The sequence below is a fragment of the Actinacidiphila alni genome (genome assembly GCF_900112845.1).
Taxonomy (GTDB): Bacteria; Actinomycetota; Actinomycetes; order Streptomycetales; family Streptomycetaceae; genus Actinacidiphila; species Actinacidiphila alni.
In genome coordinates, this window is sequence record NZ_FONG01000009.1 from 166,610 (window position 1) to 183,930 (window position 17,321).

General features: G+C 72.7%; 12 protein-coding genes. 4 read left to right on the forward strand and 8 right to left on the reverse strand.

The annotated features are described in order from the left end of the window. Positions 1-125 precede the first annotated feature (125 nt). Entirely contained in the window at positions 126-2,222 is a 2,097-nt protein-coding gene (uvrB, locus tag BM076_RS17275) for an excinuclease ABC subunit UvrB (protein ID WP_093714454.1), read from the reverse strand. 165 nt (positions 2,223-2,387) lie between these two features. Continuing rightward, positions 2,388-3,386 carry a hypothetical protein gene (locus tag BM076_RS17280; RefSeq protein ID WP_093714455.1) on the reverse strand — a complete coding sequence of 333 codons (999 nt, stop codon included), beginning with the start codon at positions 3,384-3,386 and terminating at the stop codon, positions 2,388-2,390. 197 nt (positions 3,387-3,583) lie between these two features. Here BM076_RS17280 and BM076_RS17285 point away from each other — a divergent pair, with 197 nt between their 5' ends. Next, complete coding sequence (locus tag BM076_RS17285) at positions 3,584-4,087, forward strand: methylated-DNA--[protein]-cysteine S-methyltransferase (RefSeq protein WP_093714588.1); 504 nt, start codon at positions 3,584-3,586, stop codon at positions 4,085-4,087. A 290-nt stretch (positions 4,088-4,377) separates the two neighbouring features. Then, the gene (locus BM076_RS17290) at positions 4,378-6,735 is read left to right on the forward strand and encodes an alpha-L-fucosidase (protein WP_093714456.1); all 2,358 of its coding nucleotides are present in this window, start codon (positions 4,378-4,380) and stop codon (positions 6,733-6,735) included. Positions 6,736-6,771: 36 nt separating this feature from the next. Here BM076_RS17290 and BM076_RS17295 read toward each other — a convergent pair whose 3' ends face one another. From BM076_RS17295 to rpsA, 5 genes are all read right to left on the reverse strand, one after another. Beyond that, entirely contained in the window at positions 6,772-7,698 is a 927-nt protein-coding gene (locus tag BM076_RS17295; RefSeq protein ID WP_093714457.1) for a slipin family protein, read from the reverse strand. Positions 7,699-7,703: 5 nt separating this feature from the next. Continuing rightward, the gene (locus tag BM076_RS17300; RefSeq protein WP_245796115.1) at positions 7,704-8,135 is read right to left on the reverse strand and encodes a tetratricopeptide repeat protein; all 432 of its coding nucleotides are present in this window, start codon (positions 8,133-8,135) and stop codon (positions 7,704-7,706) included. Between the two features lie 107 nt (positions 8,136-8,242). Continuing rightward, positions 8,243-8,941, reverse strand: coding sequence for a dephospho-CoA kinase (coaE, locus tag BM076_RS17305; RefSeq protein ID WP_093714458.1), 699 nt, complete (start codon positions 8,939-8,941; stop codon positions 8,243-8,245). Positions 8,942-9,089: 148 nt separating this feature from the next. After that, positions 9,090-10,019 (reverse strand): PAC2 family protein, encoded by a 930-nt coding sequence (locus tag BM076_RS17310; RefSeq protein ID WP_093714459.1) that lies wholly within the window; start codon positions 10,017-10,019, stop codon positions 9,090-9,092. 183 nt (positions 10,020-10,202) lie between these two features. Then, a complete protein-coding gene (gene rpsA, locus BM076_RS17315; RefSeq protein WP_093714460.1) occupies positions 10,203-11,708 on the reverse strand; it encodes a 30S ribosomal protein S1 in 1,506 nt (501 codons plus the stop codon). A gap of 282 nt (positions 11,709-11,990) precedes the next feature. Between rpsA and BM076_RS17320 the strand changes: the two genes are divergently transcribed. Together BM076_RS17320 and BM076_RS17325 are read left to right on the forward strand one after the other, a co-directional pair. Then, positions 11,991-12,893, forward strand: a complete 903-nt coding sequence (locus tag BM076_RS17320; RefSeq protein ID WP_093714461.1) for a class I SAM-dependent methyltransferase — start codon at positions 11,991-11,993, stop codon at positions 12,891-12,893. A gap of 104 nt (positions 12,894-12,997) precedes the next feature. After that, positions 12,998-15,766 (forward strand): ATP-dependent RNA helicase, encoded by a 2,769-nt coding sequence (locus BM076_RS17325; protein ID WP_245796122.1) that lies wholly within the window; start codon positions 12,998-13,000, stop codon positions 15,764-15,766. 124 nt (positions 15,767-15,890) lie between these two features. On the opposite strand, the gene BM076_RS17330 is transcribed toward BM076_RS17325, so the two are convergent. Further along, on the reverse strand, positions 15,891-17,204 hold the full coding sequence (locus BM076_RS17330; protein ID WP_093714463.1) for a lytic transglycosylase domain-containing protein: 1,314 nt from the start codon (positions 17,202-17,204) through the stop codon (positions 15,891-15,893). Between the last annotated feature and the right edge of the window lie 117 nt (positions 17,205-17,321).

Sequence of the window (17,321 nt, forward strand, 5' to 3'; positions counted from 1 at the left end):
CCGTTTGTGCGGTTGCCCCGCACCCTAACAAGACGCCGCGCAACGGTATCCCGGTTCGCCGCGTGACAAATTCCGGCCGGCTTCCGGCCGACGCGTACCGGTCACTTCCCTGCGATTCCCACGCGTTACGCCATGCCCGCTTCCCTCATCTGACGCAACTCCTTCTTCAGTTCGCCCAGTTCGTCGCGCAGCCGGGCGGCCACCTCGAATTGCAACTCGGCCGCCGCCGCGTGCATCTGGTCGGTGAGCTGACCGATGAGGTCGGCCAACTCCTCGGCGGGCAGCGTCTTCCCGGTCCGCTTCTCGCCGGGCTTCGCCGACAGCCCCGGCACCGGCGCCTTGCCGCGCGAGCGCTGCCGTCCGGAGCCGAGCAGTTCCTCGGTGTCGGCGTCCTCGCGGGCGAAGGAGTCCAGGATCCCGGCGATCTTCTTGCGCAGCGGCTGCGGGTCCACGCCGCGTTCCTTGTTGTACGCGATCTGCTTCTCGCGGCGGCGGTTGGTCTCCTCGATGGCCTTCTCCATCGCCGGGGTGATCTTGTCCGCGTACATATGGACCTGGCCGGAGACGTTACGGGCGGCGCGGCCGATGGTCTGGATCAGCGAGGTGCCCGAGCGCAGGAAGCCCTCCTTGTCGGCGTCGAGGATGGCGACGAGCGACACCTCGGGCAGGTCCAGGCCCTCGCGCAGCAGATTGATGCCGACCAGGACGTCGTACTCGCCGGCGCGCAGCTCGCGCAGCAGCTCGACGCGGCGCAGGGTGTCGATGTCGCTGTGCAGATAGCGCACCTGGATGCCGAGTTCGAGCAGGTAGTCGGTGAGGTCCTCGGACATCTTCTTGGTGAGGGTGGTGACCAGGACGCGCTCGTCCTTCTCGGTGCGCAGCCGGATCTCGTGCACCAGGTCGTCGATCTGACCCTCGGTGGGCTTGACGATGACCTCGGGGTCGACCAGGCCGGTCGGGCGGATGATCTGCTCGACGACGCCCTTGGTGCGCGACATCTCGTAGTTGCCGGGGGTCGCCGACAGATAGACGCTCTGGCCGACGCGGGTGAGGAACTCCTCCCACTTCAGCGGCCGGTTGTCGAGCGCGGACGGCAGCCGGAAGCCGTGGTCGACCAGGGTCCGCTTGCGGGACGCGTCGCCCTCGTACATCGCGCCGATCTGCGGCACGGTGACGTGCGACTCGTCGATGACCAGCAGGAAGTCCTCGGGGAAGTAGTCGATGAGGGTGTCGGGCGCGGAGCCGGCCTCGCGGCCGTCGATGTGCCGGGAGTAGTTCTCGATGCCGGAGCAGGTGCCGATCTGCCGCATCATCTCGATGTCGTACGTGGTGCGCATCCGCAGCCGCTGGGCCTCCAGCAGCTTGCCCTGCTTCTCCATCAGCGCGAGCTGCCCCTCCAGCTCCTTCTCGATGCCGGCGATCGCGCGTTCCATCCGCTCGGGACCCGCGACGTAGTGGGTGGCGGGGAAGACGTAGATCTGCCGGTCCTCGGTGATCACCTCACCGGTGAGCGGGTGCAGGGTGTAAAGCGCCTCGATCTCGTCGCCGAACATCTCGATCCGGACGGCCAGCTCCTCGTAGACCGGGAAGATCTCGATGGTGTCGCCGCGCACCCGGAAGGTGCCGCGGGTGAAGGCCAGGTCATTGCGCGCGTACTGGATGTCGACGAATTTCCGCAGCAATTGGTCGCGGTCGATGACGTCGCCGACATTGAGCCGCACCATGCGGTCGATGTACTCCTGCGGGGTGCCGAGGCCGTAGATGCAGGAGACGGAGGCGACCACCACGACGTCGCGCCGGGTCAGCAGCGAATTGGTGGTGGAGTGCCGCAGCCGTTCGACCTCCTCGTTGATGGAGGAGTCCTTCTCGATGTAGGTGTCCGTCTGCGGGACGTACGCCTCGGGCTGGTAGTAGTCGTAGTACGAGACGAAGTACTCGACCGCGTTGTTCGGCAGCAGCTCGCGGAATTCGTTGGCGAGCTGGGCGGCGAGGGTTTTGTTGGGCGCCATCACCAGGGTGGGGCGCTGCAGCCGCTCGATCATCCACGCGGTGGTGGCGGACTTGCCGGTGCCGGTCGCGCCGAGCAGCACGACGTCCTGCTCGCCGCCGCGGATCCGCTTCTCGAGCTCGTCGATGGCAGCGGGCTGGTCGCCGCTGGGCTGGTAGGGGCTGACGACCTCGAAGGGCGCCACACTGCGTTCGATGTCTGATACGGGCCGCATGTCACCACCGTACGACCCCCCACTGACAATCGGCCGGGCCCGGACGCGGCGGCGGGCGTGGAGCGAGCCATGGGCGGGCGGCGGGCAGGCGGCGGGCGTGGAGCGAGCCATGGGTGGGCCGCGGGCTGGCGGCGGGTGGTGGTCCGACCGGCGCGGCGGTGGCGGTCAGCCCGCGCCGGGGAAGACCGCGATCCGGTCGACGGGCCCGTACGGGCCGCTGTCCAGGGCCTCCCGCAGCGTGCCCGCGACCTGTCCAGGGCGGGTGGTCAGCGCCTCCGGCGGCACGGTGAGCACCCGCAGGCCGAGCCGGGCGAGCCGTTCGTGTCCTTCGCGGGCGGCGGGCACGGCCGCGGCCATGGCGAGCACGACGCCCTCGCGCGGCCAGTACGCGTCGGGTGCGCCCAGATAGCCGCCGTCCAGCCGCAGCACCGGGCGCCACAGCGGCGGCCGTACGCGGCTGCCGCGGACCAGCGCGCGCAGTGGTTCCGGGACCGGGCCGCGGGCCTGGGCGCGCAGGTCGCGCAGTGTTTCCGGCACGCCCGCCTTGGCGGCCAGCGACTCGGCGGCCAGTTCCTCGGCCAGCGTCTCCAGCCGGACGCGGCGCTCGGTGACGGCCTCGGTGAGGACGGCGCGCAGCCACAGCGGGTCGCAGGAGGCGCGGACGGCGTCCACGATGGCGCGGGTGAGCGGCGCGACGGGCAGCCCTTCCGCGTAGTGGGCGCCGCCGATCGCGGCGGCGTGGTGCACCCGGACCCAGGTGTGGGTCCGCACGGTGCGGTCGCGCGGCACGAGCACATCGACGATCCGGCCGCCTGCGACCGGTTCGAAGGGCGCGCGGCCCACCCCGTGCAGGGCGAGGGCGGCGGCGCCGGTCAGCACGGCGCCGCCGTCGGCCGGGTCGGCGGCGGCCGCGGGGTCCGCGGCGCCGGCCGAGGGGTGGCCGGCGTAGGCGAGGGCGGCGCGGCAGCGCTGGTCGGCGGTGAGCGGCCCGGGGCCCAGCACGACGACCTTGGGCAGCACCCGCTGCCACCGGCCGCCGGGCGCGCACAGATTGCGGACGGCGCTCGCGGGCACGCCGACCGCGGCGAGCTGCCCCGTGGTGGCCACCCGGTGCTGGGCGCGGGCGAGTTCTGCGAGCGCGTCGGCGTAGTCGGTTCGCGTCATGGCGGCCACTTTTCCCCGGGTGACCGTCTCGTCACCTGTTGTGACGGAGTCGGTACGGGACCCCGACCCGGCCAGGACAGTCATACGATCGGCCCGGCCCGCCCCGGTGCCGCCGTCGCGCCGACGGCCGCGCGGCCCCGTTGTCGTACCCCCGTCCTACGCTGGACCGCGTGACGAACAACACCGCCTGGACGGTCATGGAGACCCCGATCGGGCCGCTGCTGGTGGCGGCGACCGACGAGGGTCTGGTCAATGTGGGCTTCCGGGCCGACGAGGCCGCGACACGGCGCGCGGTGGCGTCGATGGGGCGGCGACTGGGCACCGATCCTGTGGAGGACGCGGCCCGGCTGGTGCCGGTCACCGACCAGTTGGAGGCGTATTTCGCCGGTGAGCGCAAGGAGTTCGACCTGCCGCTCGACTGGTCGCTGATCACCGGCTTCAACCGCCGGGTGCTGCGCGAGCTGGCGACCGGGGTGCCGTACGGCGCGGTCGTCGGCTATCAGGGCCTGGCCGACCGGGTGGGCGAGCCGGGCGCGGCACGGGCGGTCGGGGTCGCGATGGCCTCCAACCCGATACCCGTCGTGGTGCCGTGCCACCGGGTGGTGGAGAGCGACGGCGGCATAGGCGGCTTCGGCGGCGGCCTGGAGATCAAGCGGATTCTGCTGGCCCTGGAAGGTGTGCTGCCCGCGCCGCTGTTCTGACCCGGCCCCGAGCACCACCGGCCTCGGCGCCCGCGCCCGCGGCTGCGCTCAGGCCGTGTCATCGCCTGCCACCGGCGGCTGCCCCTGACGGCACGTCACCCCCCGCCCGCGCCGCGGCACTTCCGTACGCCCCGCTCGCCGTGCGCAGCACCCCTTTCTTGTCGGATCCATTGACAGGGACGCCTCACCTCCCCAGGATCAGTCATCGGATGTATTCCTTCGCGGACCATCGCGGAGCTTCGCTGAGCATCTCCGGATGAGCCGCTCCACACAGGATGCAGGGAGGGCGCATGTCCCCGACGCAGGGGTTCCCCCGTCGCCAGGTGCTCGTGTTGGCGGCCGGCGCCGCCGTGGCGAGCAGTGCCATCGTCACCGGAAGCGCGGCAGCCGATACTGCCGACACCAGCACGTCAGCGCACCGTTCCGATACGTGGGGCAGCGTTCCCGGCGCCGTTCCCGTCCCCCTCGACGCCTGGTTCGACAACGACGGCATCGACACCGCCGCCGCCCGGGGCGGGAATTTCGACGGTTCCGGCTACTCCTTCCCCGGCGAGGAACTTCCCGCCGGACCGACAGTCATCGGAGGGGTGGACTTCCTCTTCCCCTCCTCCGCTGCCGGGGCGAAGAACAACATCGTGGCGAACGGCCAGCGTCTCGACCTGCCGCCGGGCCGCTATCTGTCCGCCTCCTTCCTCGTCTCGTGCAGTTACGGCGCCGCCTCCGGCACCGCGACCGTGCACTACGCCGACGGCAGCACCTCCAGCGCGCCGCTCGGCGGCTCCGACTGGTATTCCGGCGGCGGCGAACTCACCGCGTCCTTCCGCTACTCGCCGACCGGCACCGACGCCCACCCGGTCGCGATCGGCATCAGCGACCTGTGGACGGACCCGGCCCGCGACGCCGTCGCCGTCACGCTGCCCGTCACCGGCCCGGCCACCGAAGGCACCTCCGCGCTGCACGTCTTCGCCCTGTCGCTGCAACCGGCCGCCGCCGGGCGGGCGTTGCTGCTGCGCTCGGCGGCCTCCACCAATTCCCTGACCGGGCCGCGCGGCACGCAGAGCATCGAGGCGACCGTGCTCAACGCGGGCACCGCGTGGATCACCCCGGCCGACGCCGTATCGGTCGACGTGTCCGTGCCCGGCGCCCGTACCCTCGCGCCGGCCGCGATCCCGGTGCTCGGCCCGGGCGAGCAGGCCCGGCTGCGGATCGGCATCCGCAACACCGCGGGCACCGCGGCGGGCACGGCCGCCACCGGCACCGTCCGGGTCGCGGGCCGCGGCGGCACCGCCTCGGCCCGCAGCACCCCGCTGGTCCTCGGCACCCCCGACTACCGGCCCACCGACGCCTCGCTGAGCACCCATCAGGCGCCGTACTGGTTCAGCGACGCCAAATTCGGCATCTTCATCCACTGGGGCGTCTACTCGGTGCCCGCCTGGTCACCGGTCGGCGGGTCGTACGCCGAGTGGTACTGGAATTCGATGCAGGGCACCGACGACCCGGTGCACGCCTACCACGCGCGGACCTACGGCGAGGACTTCGCGTACGACGACTTCATCCCGCTGTTCACCGCGAGCCGCTTCGACCCGCGTTCCTGGGTGGAGCTGTTCCAGGAAGCCGGCGCCGAGTACTACGTGCTGACCTCCAAGCACCACGAGGGCTTCGCGCTGTGGGACACCAAGGTCTCCGACCGCAACGCGGTACGGATGGGCCCGCACCGCGACCTGGTCGGCGACCTCTTCGCGGCCTCCCGCCGCTGGACCCCGCAACTGCGCAACGGGCTGTACTTCTCGATGCCGGAGTGGTTCAACCCCGACAGCCCGTGGATGGGGCACGCGCCCCGCAATCCGTACACGCTGGAGCCCGTGCCGTACACCGGCTACACCGCGGGCAAGGACTTCGTGAAGGACTACCAGGCGCCGCAGATGCGGGAGTTGATCCACGGCTACGACCCGGACGTCATCTGGTGCGACATCGGCGGGGCCAACGACTGCGAGCACGTGCTCGCCGACTACTTCAACAACGCCAAGAACCGCGGCCGTCCGAAGGACGTCACGGTCAACGACCGCTCGGGGATCGCGCCGCACGACTTCACCACCCCGGAATACACCACCTACAACTCCACGGTGGTGGCCAAGTGGGAGGCCAGTCGCGGCCTCGACCCGCACAGCTACGGCTACAACAGCGCGACCCCCGACGACCGTTACATGACGGCCGAGGAGGTGGTGCGGAGCCTGGTCGACATCGTCAGCAAGAACGGCAATTTCCTGCTCGACATCGGCCCCAAGGCCGACGGTACGATCCCGGCGATCATGCAGCAGCGGCTGCGCGAGACCGGGGCCTGGCTGAAGGTCAACGGCGAGTCGGTGTACGGCACCACCTACTGGGCGCCGATGGCGCAACTCGGTGACCTGCGGTTCAGCGTCAGGCAGGGCAGGGCGTTCTACATCTCCTCGCTCGCCGAGCCCGGCAGCACGCTCACCGTCCAGGCACCGGTGCCGGTCCGCAAGGGCGACCGGGTGACGATGCTCGGTCACGACCGGCCACTGGACTGGGACTTCGACGGCGGCACGCTGACCGTACGGGTGCCGGCGGCGGCGCGGGCGAAGGGCCGCTACGCCTGGGTGTTCAAGATCGACTGGACGCGGTGAGCCGGGACTCACCGCGTGGCCGGCCGCCGATGGGGCTCACTCCTCGGACGAGCGCGGGTCCGGGATCTGCAGCGGCCCGGTCTGCTTCCGGTCGAGGGCGGGCGGTTCCTCGGGGGCGGCCTCCACCGCCGACTGGGTTTCCGGGGCGGCGAGTTCGTCGGTGGCCGGGGTCTTCGACCCGTCCGCCTTCGCCTCCTGCGCCGGCGGGTCGCCCCGCGCGGCGGCCCGGTCGAAGAAGCGCAGCATCTCCACGGGGAAGGGCATGACGAGGGTCGAGTTCTTCTCCGCCGCGACCTCCACCACGGTCTGGAGCAGCCGCAGTTGAAGGGCCGACGGATTGGCGTCCATGGTCCTGGCCGCCTCCGACAGCTTCTGCGACGCCTGGAGTTCGCCGTCCGCGGTGATGATCCGGGCCCGGCGTTCCCTGTCGGCCTCGGCCTGCCGGGCCATCGACCGCTTCATGGACTCCGGCAGCGCCACGTCCTTGATCTCGACCCGGTCGATGTGCACGCCCCAGCCGGTGGCGGGCGTGGACAGCATCAACTCAAGGCCCTCGTGCAGGCGTTCACGCCCGGACAGCAGGTCGTCCAGTTCACTCTTGCCGATGATGGAGCGCAGCGACGTCTGGGCGACCTGGAGCATGGCGAATTCGTAGTTCTGCACATCGACGGTGGCCCGGATCGGGTCGACGACGCGGAAGTAGAGCACGGCGTCGACCCGTACCGACACATTGTCCCGCGTGATGCCGTCCTGGGACGGCACCGGCAGCGTGACGACCTGCATATTGACCTTGGTCATCCGGTCGACGAAGGGCACCAGCATGCGCGGTCCCGGCTCCTTCGGCAGCGAACTGACCCGGCCGAAGCGGTAGATCACCCCGCGTTCGTACTGCTTGACCACGCGGAAGCTGCTGAACAGGCCGAGGACGGCGGCGATCGCGAGGATGACCCACAGCGCTGCCATGGCTGTCAGCCGGCGTCGTCGGAGAAGCCGAAGGTGCCGGGGGTGCCCGGGCCGGTGCCGCCGGACGCGTCGGGCGAGTCGCCGAAGCGGGCCGCGGCCAGGTAGTCGGGGCGCGGGTCAAGGGCGGCGGCCAGCCGGAAGTGCCGCTGGGCCTCCTCCGCGCGGTTGGCGCGCTGGAGGGTGCGGGCCAGCGCGAAGTGCGCGAAGGCGTTGTCGGGCTCGCGCTCCAGCACTATCTGGAATTCGAGCTCCGCGGGCCGCAGTTGGGCCGCGGCGAAGAAGGCGCGGGCGCGCAGCAGCCGGGCCGCGGTGTTCTCCGGATGGGCGGAGATCACCGGGTCGAGGAGCTGGACGGCGCCGCGCGGGTCGCGCGCCTCCAGCAGCTGCTCCGCGGCGCGGAAGTCGATGACGTGCGTCTCTGGGGTCCGCTCGTGCAAGGCCGCCTCCCTGAATTCGGGCACGGGTGACGACTGATCGTCTGGTCTGACATACCCAACGTCGCCGACGGCAACCACATTCCCCGGGCGGGCGCGGCCCCCGGCCGTCAGACCTGCGGCGACGCGTCCCCGGCCGGCCCGGCCGCTCTGTCGTCGGCCTGCGTCGCGTCGGCCTTCGTGTCGTCGGCCTTCGTGTGGTCGGCCTTCTTGTCGTCGGCGAGCGCGCGCAGCCGCTGCCAGGCCGCGCGGACCTGCGGTTCCAGCTTCTCGATCGGGCCGTCGTTGTCGATCACGATGTCGGCGACGGCCAGGCGCTGCTCGCGGGTGGCCTGGGCGGCCATCCGGGCCCTGGCCTCGTCCTCGCTCATGCCGCGCTGCCGGACCAGCCGGTCGACCCGGGTGTCCGTGCCGGCGTCCACGACGATCACCAGGTCGTAGAAGGGTGCCAGCTCGTTCTCGGTGAGCAGGGGTACGTCGTTGACGACGATGTCGTCGGGGCCCGCCGTGGCGCGCAACTCCGCGGAGCGGTGGCCGACGAGCGGGTGCACGATCGCGTTCAGCGCCTTGCGGCGCTCCTCGTCGGCGAAGACGATCGCGCCCAGCTTGGGGCGGTCCAGGGTCCCGTCCGCCGCGAGCACGTCCGCGCCGAATTCGGCCACCACCGCGGCCAGCCCTTCGGTGCCCGGCTCGACCACCTCGCGTGCGATCCGGTCGGAGTCGATCAGGATCGCCCCGTACTCCACCAACAGCCCGGCGACCGCGCTCTTCCCGGCCCCGATCCCCCCGGTCAGCCCCACATTCAGCATGCCCCCACCTTACGTGCCGGGCTCGCGCGGCTGCCGGTCACGCCTGCACCGACAGCTGAGCGCGCTCGTACGTCCGTATCCGCGTCCGCACGGGACGCGGATACGGCGTGACCAGGCCGCGACGGCCGGGCGTGCGCGCCGCAGGCGGTCAGTCGTCCTCGCGGTCGGCGAGGAAGCGTTCGAACTCGGCGGCCAGGTCGTCGGCGGAGGGCAGGTCGACGGGTTCGGCGATCAGGCTCTCGCGGGACTGGGAGCCGGCCACCGCGTCGTACTGGTTCTCCAGACCGCGGACGACCGAGACGAGTTCGCCGTCGCCCTCGGCGACCTGGCGGTCGATCTCGACGCGGACGGTGTGGGCCTCATTGCGCAGCGCGTGCGCGACCTCCGGGAGGACCAGGCCGGTGGCGGCGGTGATCGTCTCCAGTACGGCGAGGGCCGCGTCCGGGTACGGGGAACGCGCCAGGTAGTGCGGCACGTGGGCGGCGACGCCCAGCACGTCACGGCCGGCCTCGGCGAGCCGCAGCTCGATCAGGGAGGCGGCGCTGCCCGGCACCTGGGCCTCGTCGAACCAGGCGCGGTGGCCGGGCATCAGGTCCACCCGGTTGCCGTGCGGGGTGAGGCCGACCGGGCGGGTGTGCGGCACGCCCATCGGGATGCCGTGGAAGTTGATGGCCAGGCGCACCCCGAGCCGCTCGATGACCTGGAGCACCGCGGTGGCGAACCGCTCCCACTCCACGTCCGGCTCGGAGCCGGTGAGCAGCAGGAAGGGGGTGCCGGTGGTGTCCCGCAGCAGATAGAGGTCGATCTCCGGCGCCTCGTAGGACGTCCAGTGATCGCGTTCGAAGGTCATCAGGGGGCGGCGGGCGCGGTAGTCCACCAGTCGGTCGGCGTCGAAGCGCGCGATGAGCTGGTTGTCCAGCCGGTCCAGCAACTGCGCGCTGATCTGCTCGCCGGTCTCACCGGCGTCCATGTACCCCTCGAAGTGGTACAGCAGGACGGGCCCTGCGTCTCCGACCGCTGCGTCGACGGCCTCGGCCCCGCCCGGCACGTACTCGTACAGCCCTTGCGGATCCAGCACGATGATCGTCCTCCTCGCTCTCTCCCCCCTCAACGAACGAGATCCCCCCGCCATTCCCCCACCCGCCGGGGTAAGGGGGGTCCGGGGGCTTGCCCCCGGACGTACTCCTACGGAAAAGGGCCTGGCCCGCGCCCCGGAGGGGTGCGGGCCAGGCCCTTTGTGGCTATGCCAGCGGCCGGCGAATCAGCTCTGACCGCCCGCGAGCTTCTCGCGCAGAGCGGCGAGGGCCTCGTCGGAGGCGAGGGCGCCGGAGGTGTCGTCCGACTCCGAGGAGTAGGAGCCACCGCTGACACCCGCACCGCCGGACGCGGCGGGCGCGGCGTTGCCGGCCTCGGCAGCGGCCTGCTCGTCGGCCTCGCGGGACTTGATGACCTGCGCCTGGTGCTGCTCGAAGCGGGTCTGGGCCGTGGCGTACTGGCCCTCCCACTCCTCGCGCTGCTTCTCGTAGCCCTCGAGCCAGTCGTTGGTCTCGGGGTCGAAGCCCTCGGGGTAGATGTAGTTGCCCTGGTCGTCGTACGACGCGGCCATGCCGTAGAGCGTCGGGTCGAACTCGACCGAGGCCGGGTCGGCGCCGAAGGACTCGTTGGCCTGCTTGAGCGACAGCGAGATGCGGCGACGCTCGAGGTCGATGTCGATGACCTTGACGAAGATCTCGTCGTTGACCTGGACGACCTGCTCCGGGATCTCCACGTGGCGCTCGGCCAGCTCGGAGATGTGCACCAGACCCTCGATGCCCTCGTCCACGCGGACGAACGCACCGAACGGAACGAGCTTGGTGACCTTGCCGGGCACGACCTGCCCGATCTGGTGGGTCCGGGCGAACTGCTGCCACGGGTCTTCCTGGGTCGCCTTCAGCGACAGGGAGACGCGCTCGCGGTCCATGTCCACGTCGAGGACCTCGACGGTGACTTCCTGACCGACCTCGACGACCTCGGACGGGTGGTCGATGTGCTTCCAGGACAGCTCGGAGACGTGCACGAGGCCGTCGACACCGCCGAGGTCCACGAACGCACCGAAGTTGACGATCGAGGAGACGACGCCGGAGCGCACCTGGCCCTTCTGCAGGGTGGTGAGGAAGGTCTGGCGGACCTCGCTCTGGGTCTGCTCCAGCCAGGCGCGGCGGGACAGGACCACATTGTTGCGGTTCTTGTCCAGCTCGATGATCTTGGCTTCGAGCTCCTTGCCCACGTAGGGCTGGAGGTCGCGGACGCGGCGCATCTCGACGAGCGAGGCCGGCAGGAAGCCACGGAGGCCGATGTCGAGGATGAGACCACCCTTGACGACCTCGATGACCGTACCGGTGACGATGCCGTCCTCTTCCTTGATCTTCTCGATGGTGCCCCAGGCACGCTCGTACTGAGCGCGCTTCTTCGAGAGGATCAGGCGGCCTTCCTTGTCCTCCTTCTGGAGAACCAGGGCCTCGATCTCATCGCCGACGGCGACGACCTCGTTGGGGTCGACGTCGTGCTTGATGGAGAGTTCGCGGGAGGGGATGACACCTTCGGTCTTGTAACCGATGTCGAGCAGGACCTCGTCCCGGTCGACCTTCACGATGACGCCGTCGACGATGTCGCCGTCGTTGAAGTACTTGATCGTCTCGTCGATCGCGGCGAGGAAGGCTTCCTCGTTGCCGATGTCGTTGACCGCCACCTGCGGGGTGGTGCGAGGGGCCTCGGTGCTGCTCGTCATTAGGGAAAGGACTCCGGTACGGACAGTAAGTCGTAGGTACTGCTACGCCGTGAACCCTTTTCGCTCCTGCCGAATTCCGGACAGCCCGAGGCCGAGAGGTATGCAACAGATTCCGAGCGCAGCCTGCTCTGTCTGAGGCGCGCAGGCTCGCAGCGCAACTTGTAGCATACGGGGGCAGCCGGGCACGGTCAACGCACGAAGAGCCCACCGGGCGCGTAACGGACCGAACCGGCACAAGTCACCCAGTGCCAGGTCTTCTCAGAGAGTACGACGACTGCCGCGATGATCCAAGGACCCTTTTCCCAAGACGATGCCAAAGAACCCCGAGTCCTGGGAGACCCCCGAGCGCTCGCCGGGGCCGCGCAGACGGATGCGGAAGCGGAGGCGACCCGGCGCAGGGCGGGCGCCGCGGAGAGCAGCAGGGCCAATCGCCGCTGGTGGGACCGGAACGCGGACGACTACCAGCTGGAGCACGGCGACTTCCTGGGTGACGCCCGTTTCGTCTGGGGGCCCGAGGGCCTGGACGAGGTGGAGGCCGGGCTGCTCGGCCCGGTGGCGGGTCTGAAGGACAAGGACGTGCTGGAGATCGGCGCGGGCGCCGCGCAGTGCTCGCGCTGGCTGGCCGCCCAGGGCGCCCGGCCGGTCGCGCTCGACCTGTCCTTCCGGCAGCTCCAGCACGCGCGCCGGATCGACCAGGACGGGGAGACGGGCGCCGGTCTCGTCCCGCTCGTCCAGGCCGACGCGGGCGCGCTGCCTTTCGCCGACGCCTCCTTCGACCTGGCCTGCTCGGCGTACGGCGCGCTCCCCTTCATCGCGGACACCGCGCGGGTGCAGCGCGAGGTGCGGCGGGTGCTGCGGCCCGGCGGGCGCTGGGTCTTCTCGGTCACGCACCCGGTGCGCTGGGCGTTCCCCGACGAGCCGGGGCCCGAGGGCCTGACCGCCGTCGCCTCCTACTTCGACCGCACCCCGTACGTGGAGCAGGACGACCGCGGCCTGGCCGTCTACGTCGAGCACCACCGCACGCTGGGCGACCGGGTCCGTGAGATCGCCGCGGCCGGCCTGCGGCTCGTCGATCTGGTGGAGCCCGAGTGGCCGCGCTGGAACGACCAGGACTGGGGCGGCTGGTCCCCGCTGCGCGGCCGTCTGCTGCCGGGCACCGCGATCTTCGTCTGCGCGGCGGAGTGACCGCGGGCGGCGATTCCGCGACCGGCACGGGCAACGGCAACGGCACCAGTCCCGGCCCCGGCCCCGTCATCGGCGACAACCCCGGCATCGGTATCGATATCGGCATCGGCGGCGCGGTCCGGCCCGAGGGGCGTGCGCTGCCGGTCGCCGCGGCCGTGCCCGGCCTGCTGGCGGCGCTGCGCTCGCGGGGCTGCGCCGTACTGGCCGCGCCGCCCGGCACCGGCAAGACGACGCTGGTGCCGCTGCTGCTCGCCGACGCCCTGGGCGGCCGGGTGCTGGTGGCCGAACCGCGCCGGATGGCCGCGCGGGCCGCGGCCCGGCGGATGGCCTGGCTGCTCGGCGAGCGGGTCGGCGGGACGGTCGGCTTCACCGTACGCGGCGAGCGCCGGGTCTCCGCCCGTACGGCGGTCGAGGTGGTCACCACCGGTGTGCTGCTGCAACGGCTCCAGCGCGACCAGGAGCTGCCCGGGGTGAGCACGGTGATCCTCGACGAGTGCCACGAACGGCATCTGGACGCGGACACCTCGATGGCGTTCCTGCTGGACGTACGGACCCTGCTGCGGCCAGAGCTGCGGCTGGTGGCGGCGTCCGCGACCACCGACACCGGGGCCTGGGCGGCGCTGCTGGGCGGGGCCGACGGTCCGCCCGCGCCGGTGGTCGAGACCAGCGGGGTGCTGCACCCGGTGGCCGTGGAGTGGGCGCCGCCGCCAGGCCCGGTCCGGTCGCCGCACACCGGCCGCGGGGTGGACCGGGCGCTGCTCGACCATGTGGCGGCGGTGGTACGGCGGGCGCTGCGGGAACGCGACGGGGACGTGCTGTGCTTCCTGCCCGGCGTCGGGGAGATCGCCCGGGTCGCCGGGCAGCTCGGGGACATCGGAGACATCGGAGACATCGAGGTGCTGCAACTGCACGGCCGGGCGCCCGCCGCCGTACAGGACGCGGCGCTGACGCCGGGCTGGCGGCGGCGGGTGCTGCTGGCGACGTCGGTGGCCGAGTCCAGCCTGACCGTGCCGGGAGTGCGGGTCGTGGTGGACAGCGGTCTGGCCCGCGAGCCGCGCATGGACCACGCGCGCGGGCTCGGCGCGCTCGTCACCGTACGGGTGTCACGGGCGGCGGCCGACCAGCGCGCGGGGCGCGCCGGGCGCGAGGGCCCGGGCACCGTCTACCGCTGCTGGCCGCAGGCCGAGGACGCCCGCAGGCCGCGCCGGCCCTCCCCCGAGATCACGCTCGCCGACCTCACCGCCTTCGCGTTGCAGGCCGCGTGCTGGGGCGACCCGGACGCCTCCGACCTGGCGCTGCTCGACCCGCCACCGCCCGGCGCCCTCGCGGCGGCCCGCGACACCCTGCGCGGCCTCGGCGCGGTCGACGCGGCGGGCCGCGCCCTGGACCGGGGCCGCCGGCTGGCCAGGATCGGCCTGCACCCGCGCCTGGCCCGCGCCCTCCTCGACGCCGCGCCCGTCCTCGGACCGCGCCGCGCCGCCGAGGTCACCGCCCTGCTCAGCGAGGAACTCCCCCACTCCTACGGCCCCGACCTCACCGCCGCCTGGCGCACCGCCCGGCACGCCGCCGACCCGTACGCCGCCCGCTGGCGCGCCGAGGCGGAGCGGCTGCGCGCCACGGTGACGGAAGAGGCTGCCACCGGCGACGTGGACGCCCGGAGCGGGCCGGTGGTGCCGACCACGACGGCGCCGGACGCGCGGTCCCGGACGACGGCTGAACCGCCTGCGGCCGGCAGCCGGACGGCGACGGACGCGCCGGCCGGCACCGATCGGGCCGCGGCCGACCGTGGCACAGCGCCAGGCGCGCGGCCCGGCACCGAACCGCCTGGGGCCGAAGACGAAAAGATCCGCACCGCCGCGCGGCGCGTCGCCGAGGTCCCGGCCGCAAGCGGCCGCGGCGCGCTCTCCGACGATGCCGCCGCGGGGCTCGTGGTCGCGCTGGCGTTTCCCGAGCGGGTGGCGCGGCGGCGCGGGGGCGATCTGTACGCGATGGCGTCCGGGACCGGCGCGGAGGTGACCGGCGGGGTCGGCGGGGCCGAGTGGATCGTGGTGGCCGTCGCGGACCGGGCCGCCGGGCGGGCCGAGGCCCGGGTGCGGCTGGCGGCGGTGATCGACGAGGACATCGCACGGACGGCCGCGGCCGGCCTGCTGGAGACGTACGAGGAGGTGCGCTGGCGGGACGGGGACGTGGTGGCGCGCCGGGTGGAGCGGCTGGGCGCCCTGGAGTTGTCGGCGGTGCCGTTGCGCTCGCCCGACCCCGAGGCGGTGCGGGCCGCGCTGCTGGACGGGCTGCGCCGCGAGGGCACCGGGCTGCTGCACTGGTCGCGGGAGGCCCGGGAGGTACGGGACCGGATGGCGTTCGTGCACCGGCGGCTCGGCGGCGACTGGCCGGACGTCTCGGAGGAGGCGCTGCTGGAGCGGGCCGAGGAGTGGCTGGGGCCCGAGCTGGCGCGGGCCCGGCGGCGGGCCGACCTGGAGCGCGTGTCCGCGGGCGCCGCGCTGCCCCGGCTGCTGCCGTGGGCGACGGGCGCGGCGGGCCGCTTCGGCGAACTGGCCCCGGAGCGCATCCAGGTGCCCAGCGGCTCCCGGATCCGCGTCGACTACAGCGGCGAGCAACCCGTACTGGCCGTGAAGCTCCAGGAGTTGTTCGGGCTGTCGGCGACGCCCGAGATCGCCGGGACGCCCGTCCTGGTGCATCTGCTGTCGCCGGCGGGGCGCCCGGCCGCGGTGACCGCGGACCTGGCGTCGTTCTGGCGCGACGGCTACCGCGCGGTCCGCGCCGAGTTGCGCGGGCGCTACCCGCGGCACCCGTGGCCCGAGGACCCGGCGACCGCCGTACCGACCAGGCGCACCAACAACAGCCGCCGCGCGTAAGGCCGTTCGCGGCGCGTACGACGGCTACGGAGCCGTGGCGACCGCCGCGGGTGCGGACGCGGGGACGCCCGGTCCCGCCAAGTCGACCCCCTCCGCCGGTGACCGCCGCGGGTGCGGACGCGGGCTACGGCGCCGCGGTGACCGCCTCGCCGGTGGCCGCGCTGCCGGTCGGCTCGGCGCTCGGGGTGCTGCCGTCGCCGGAGGCCGACGGGGAGTCCGAGGGCGTCGGGGTGTCCGTGGCGCACGGGTCGGGCGTGCCGGTGGGGCTGTCGGTGGGCGTCGGGGTGTCCGTCGCCGTCGGGCTGGGGCTCGCGCTGTCGGACGGCGTCGGCGTGGGGCTGTCCGTCGGGCAGCCGGGTGTCGTGGGCGGGTCCGTGGGGTCGGTCGGCGTGCCGGTGGTCGGCGGTGTCGTGGGGGTGCCGGTGGTCGGCGGATTCTTGCTCGGGCTCGTCGACGGCTCGCCTGCGGTCGGCGGGACGACGGAACCGCCGACATGGGTCGGGCTCGGCGAACCGGACGGGGACGGCGACGGCTGACCGCCCGGGGTGGTGGGCGCGGACGGACTGGTCGACGGCTTCGGGGTGTTGGCGTACGGCGGGGTGCCGCCGGCCGGCGTACCGGACCGGTCGGGCACGGTCACCGCGTCACCGCTGCGGAAGTGCTCGTACCAGGCCCTCACCAGATCGAGGTACGCCTGCGAGTGGTTGTAGCCGAGGATCGCCCGGTCCATGTCGGCGGGCACGGCCAGATCGCGGCCGTCGGCGCACAGGTAGTGGGCGGCGGCCAGCGCGGCGTCGTACACATTGTTGGGGTTGCGCACCCCGTCGCCGTTGCCGTCGGCGCCCCAGTTCTGCCACGTCGAGGGGATGAACTGCATCGGGCCCACGGCCCGGTCGTGCGTCGCGTCGCCGTCGTACGCGCCGCCGTCGGTGTCGCCGATGTTCGCGAAGCCGTTGCCGTCGAGCACCGGGCCGAGGATCGGGGTGTACGTCGTGCCGTTGGCGTCCACCGCGCCGCCGCGGGCCTGGCCGGACTCCACCTGGCCGATGGCGGCGAGCAGTTGCCACGGCAGGTGGCAGCCGGGGTTGCTCGCGGCGACGCTGGCCTCGGCCCGCTTGTACGCGTCCAGCACGGTCGCGGGCAGGCTCGGGCCGCCGGGGCCGATCGGGGTGACACCGACCGGGGCGCCGGGGGTGGGCGATGCGACGGGTCCTGTCGGGGTGTTCAGCGGCGGCATGTCGGTGATGTACGGCGAGCCGCCGTCGATCTGCGGGCCGGACGGCGGGGTCGCGGAGTTCGCGGCGTGCTGGGGGGCGGCGTGCGCCACCGGGAGGAGTCCCGGGGCCTGCGAGGCGCCGAGCGCCGCCATCGCCGCGGCGGCCACCGCCGTACCCGCCGCTCCTCTGCGTAGCCTCCGGCCGTACCGCCGCGCTGACATATCGCGGACCTCCCCAGGTGCGAGACCGGCGCGGACCCCGCGCCGCAACTCGACCGACCCTACGGCAACTTCAGCCCCCGGACCACAGTCCGTCAGGGACGCGATCCACCATAAATA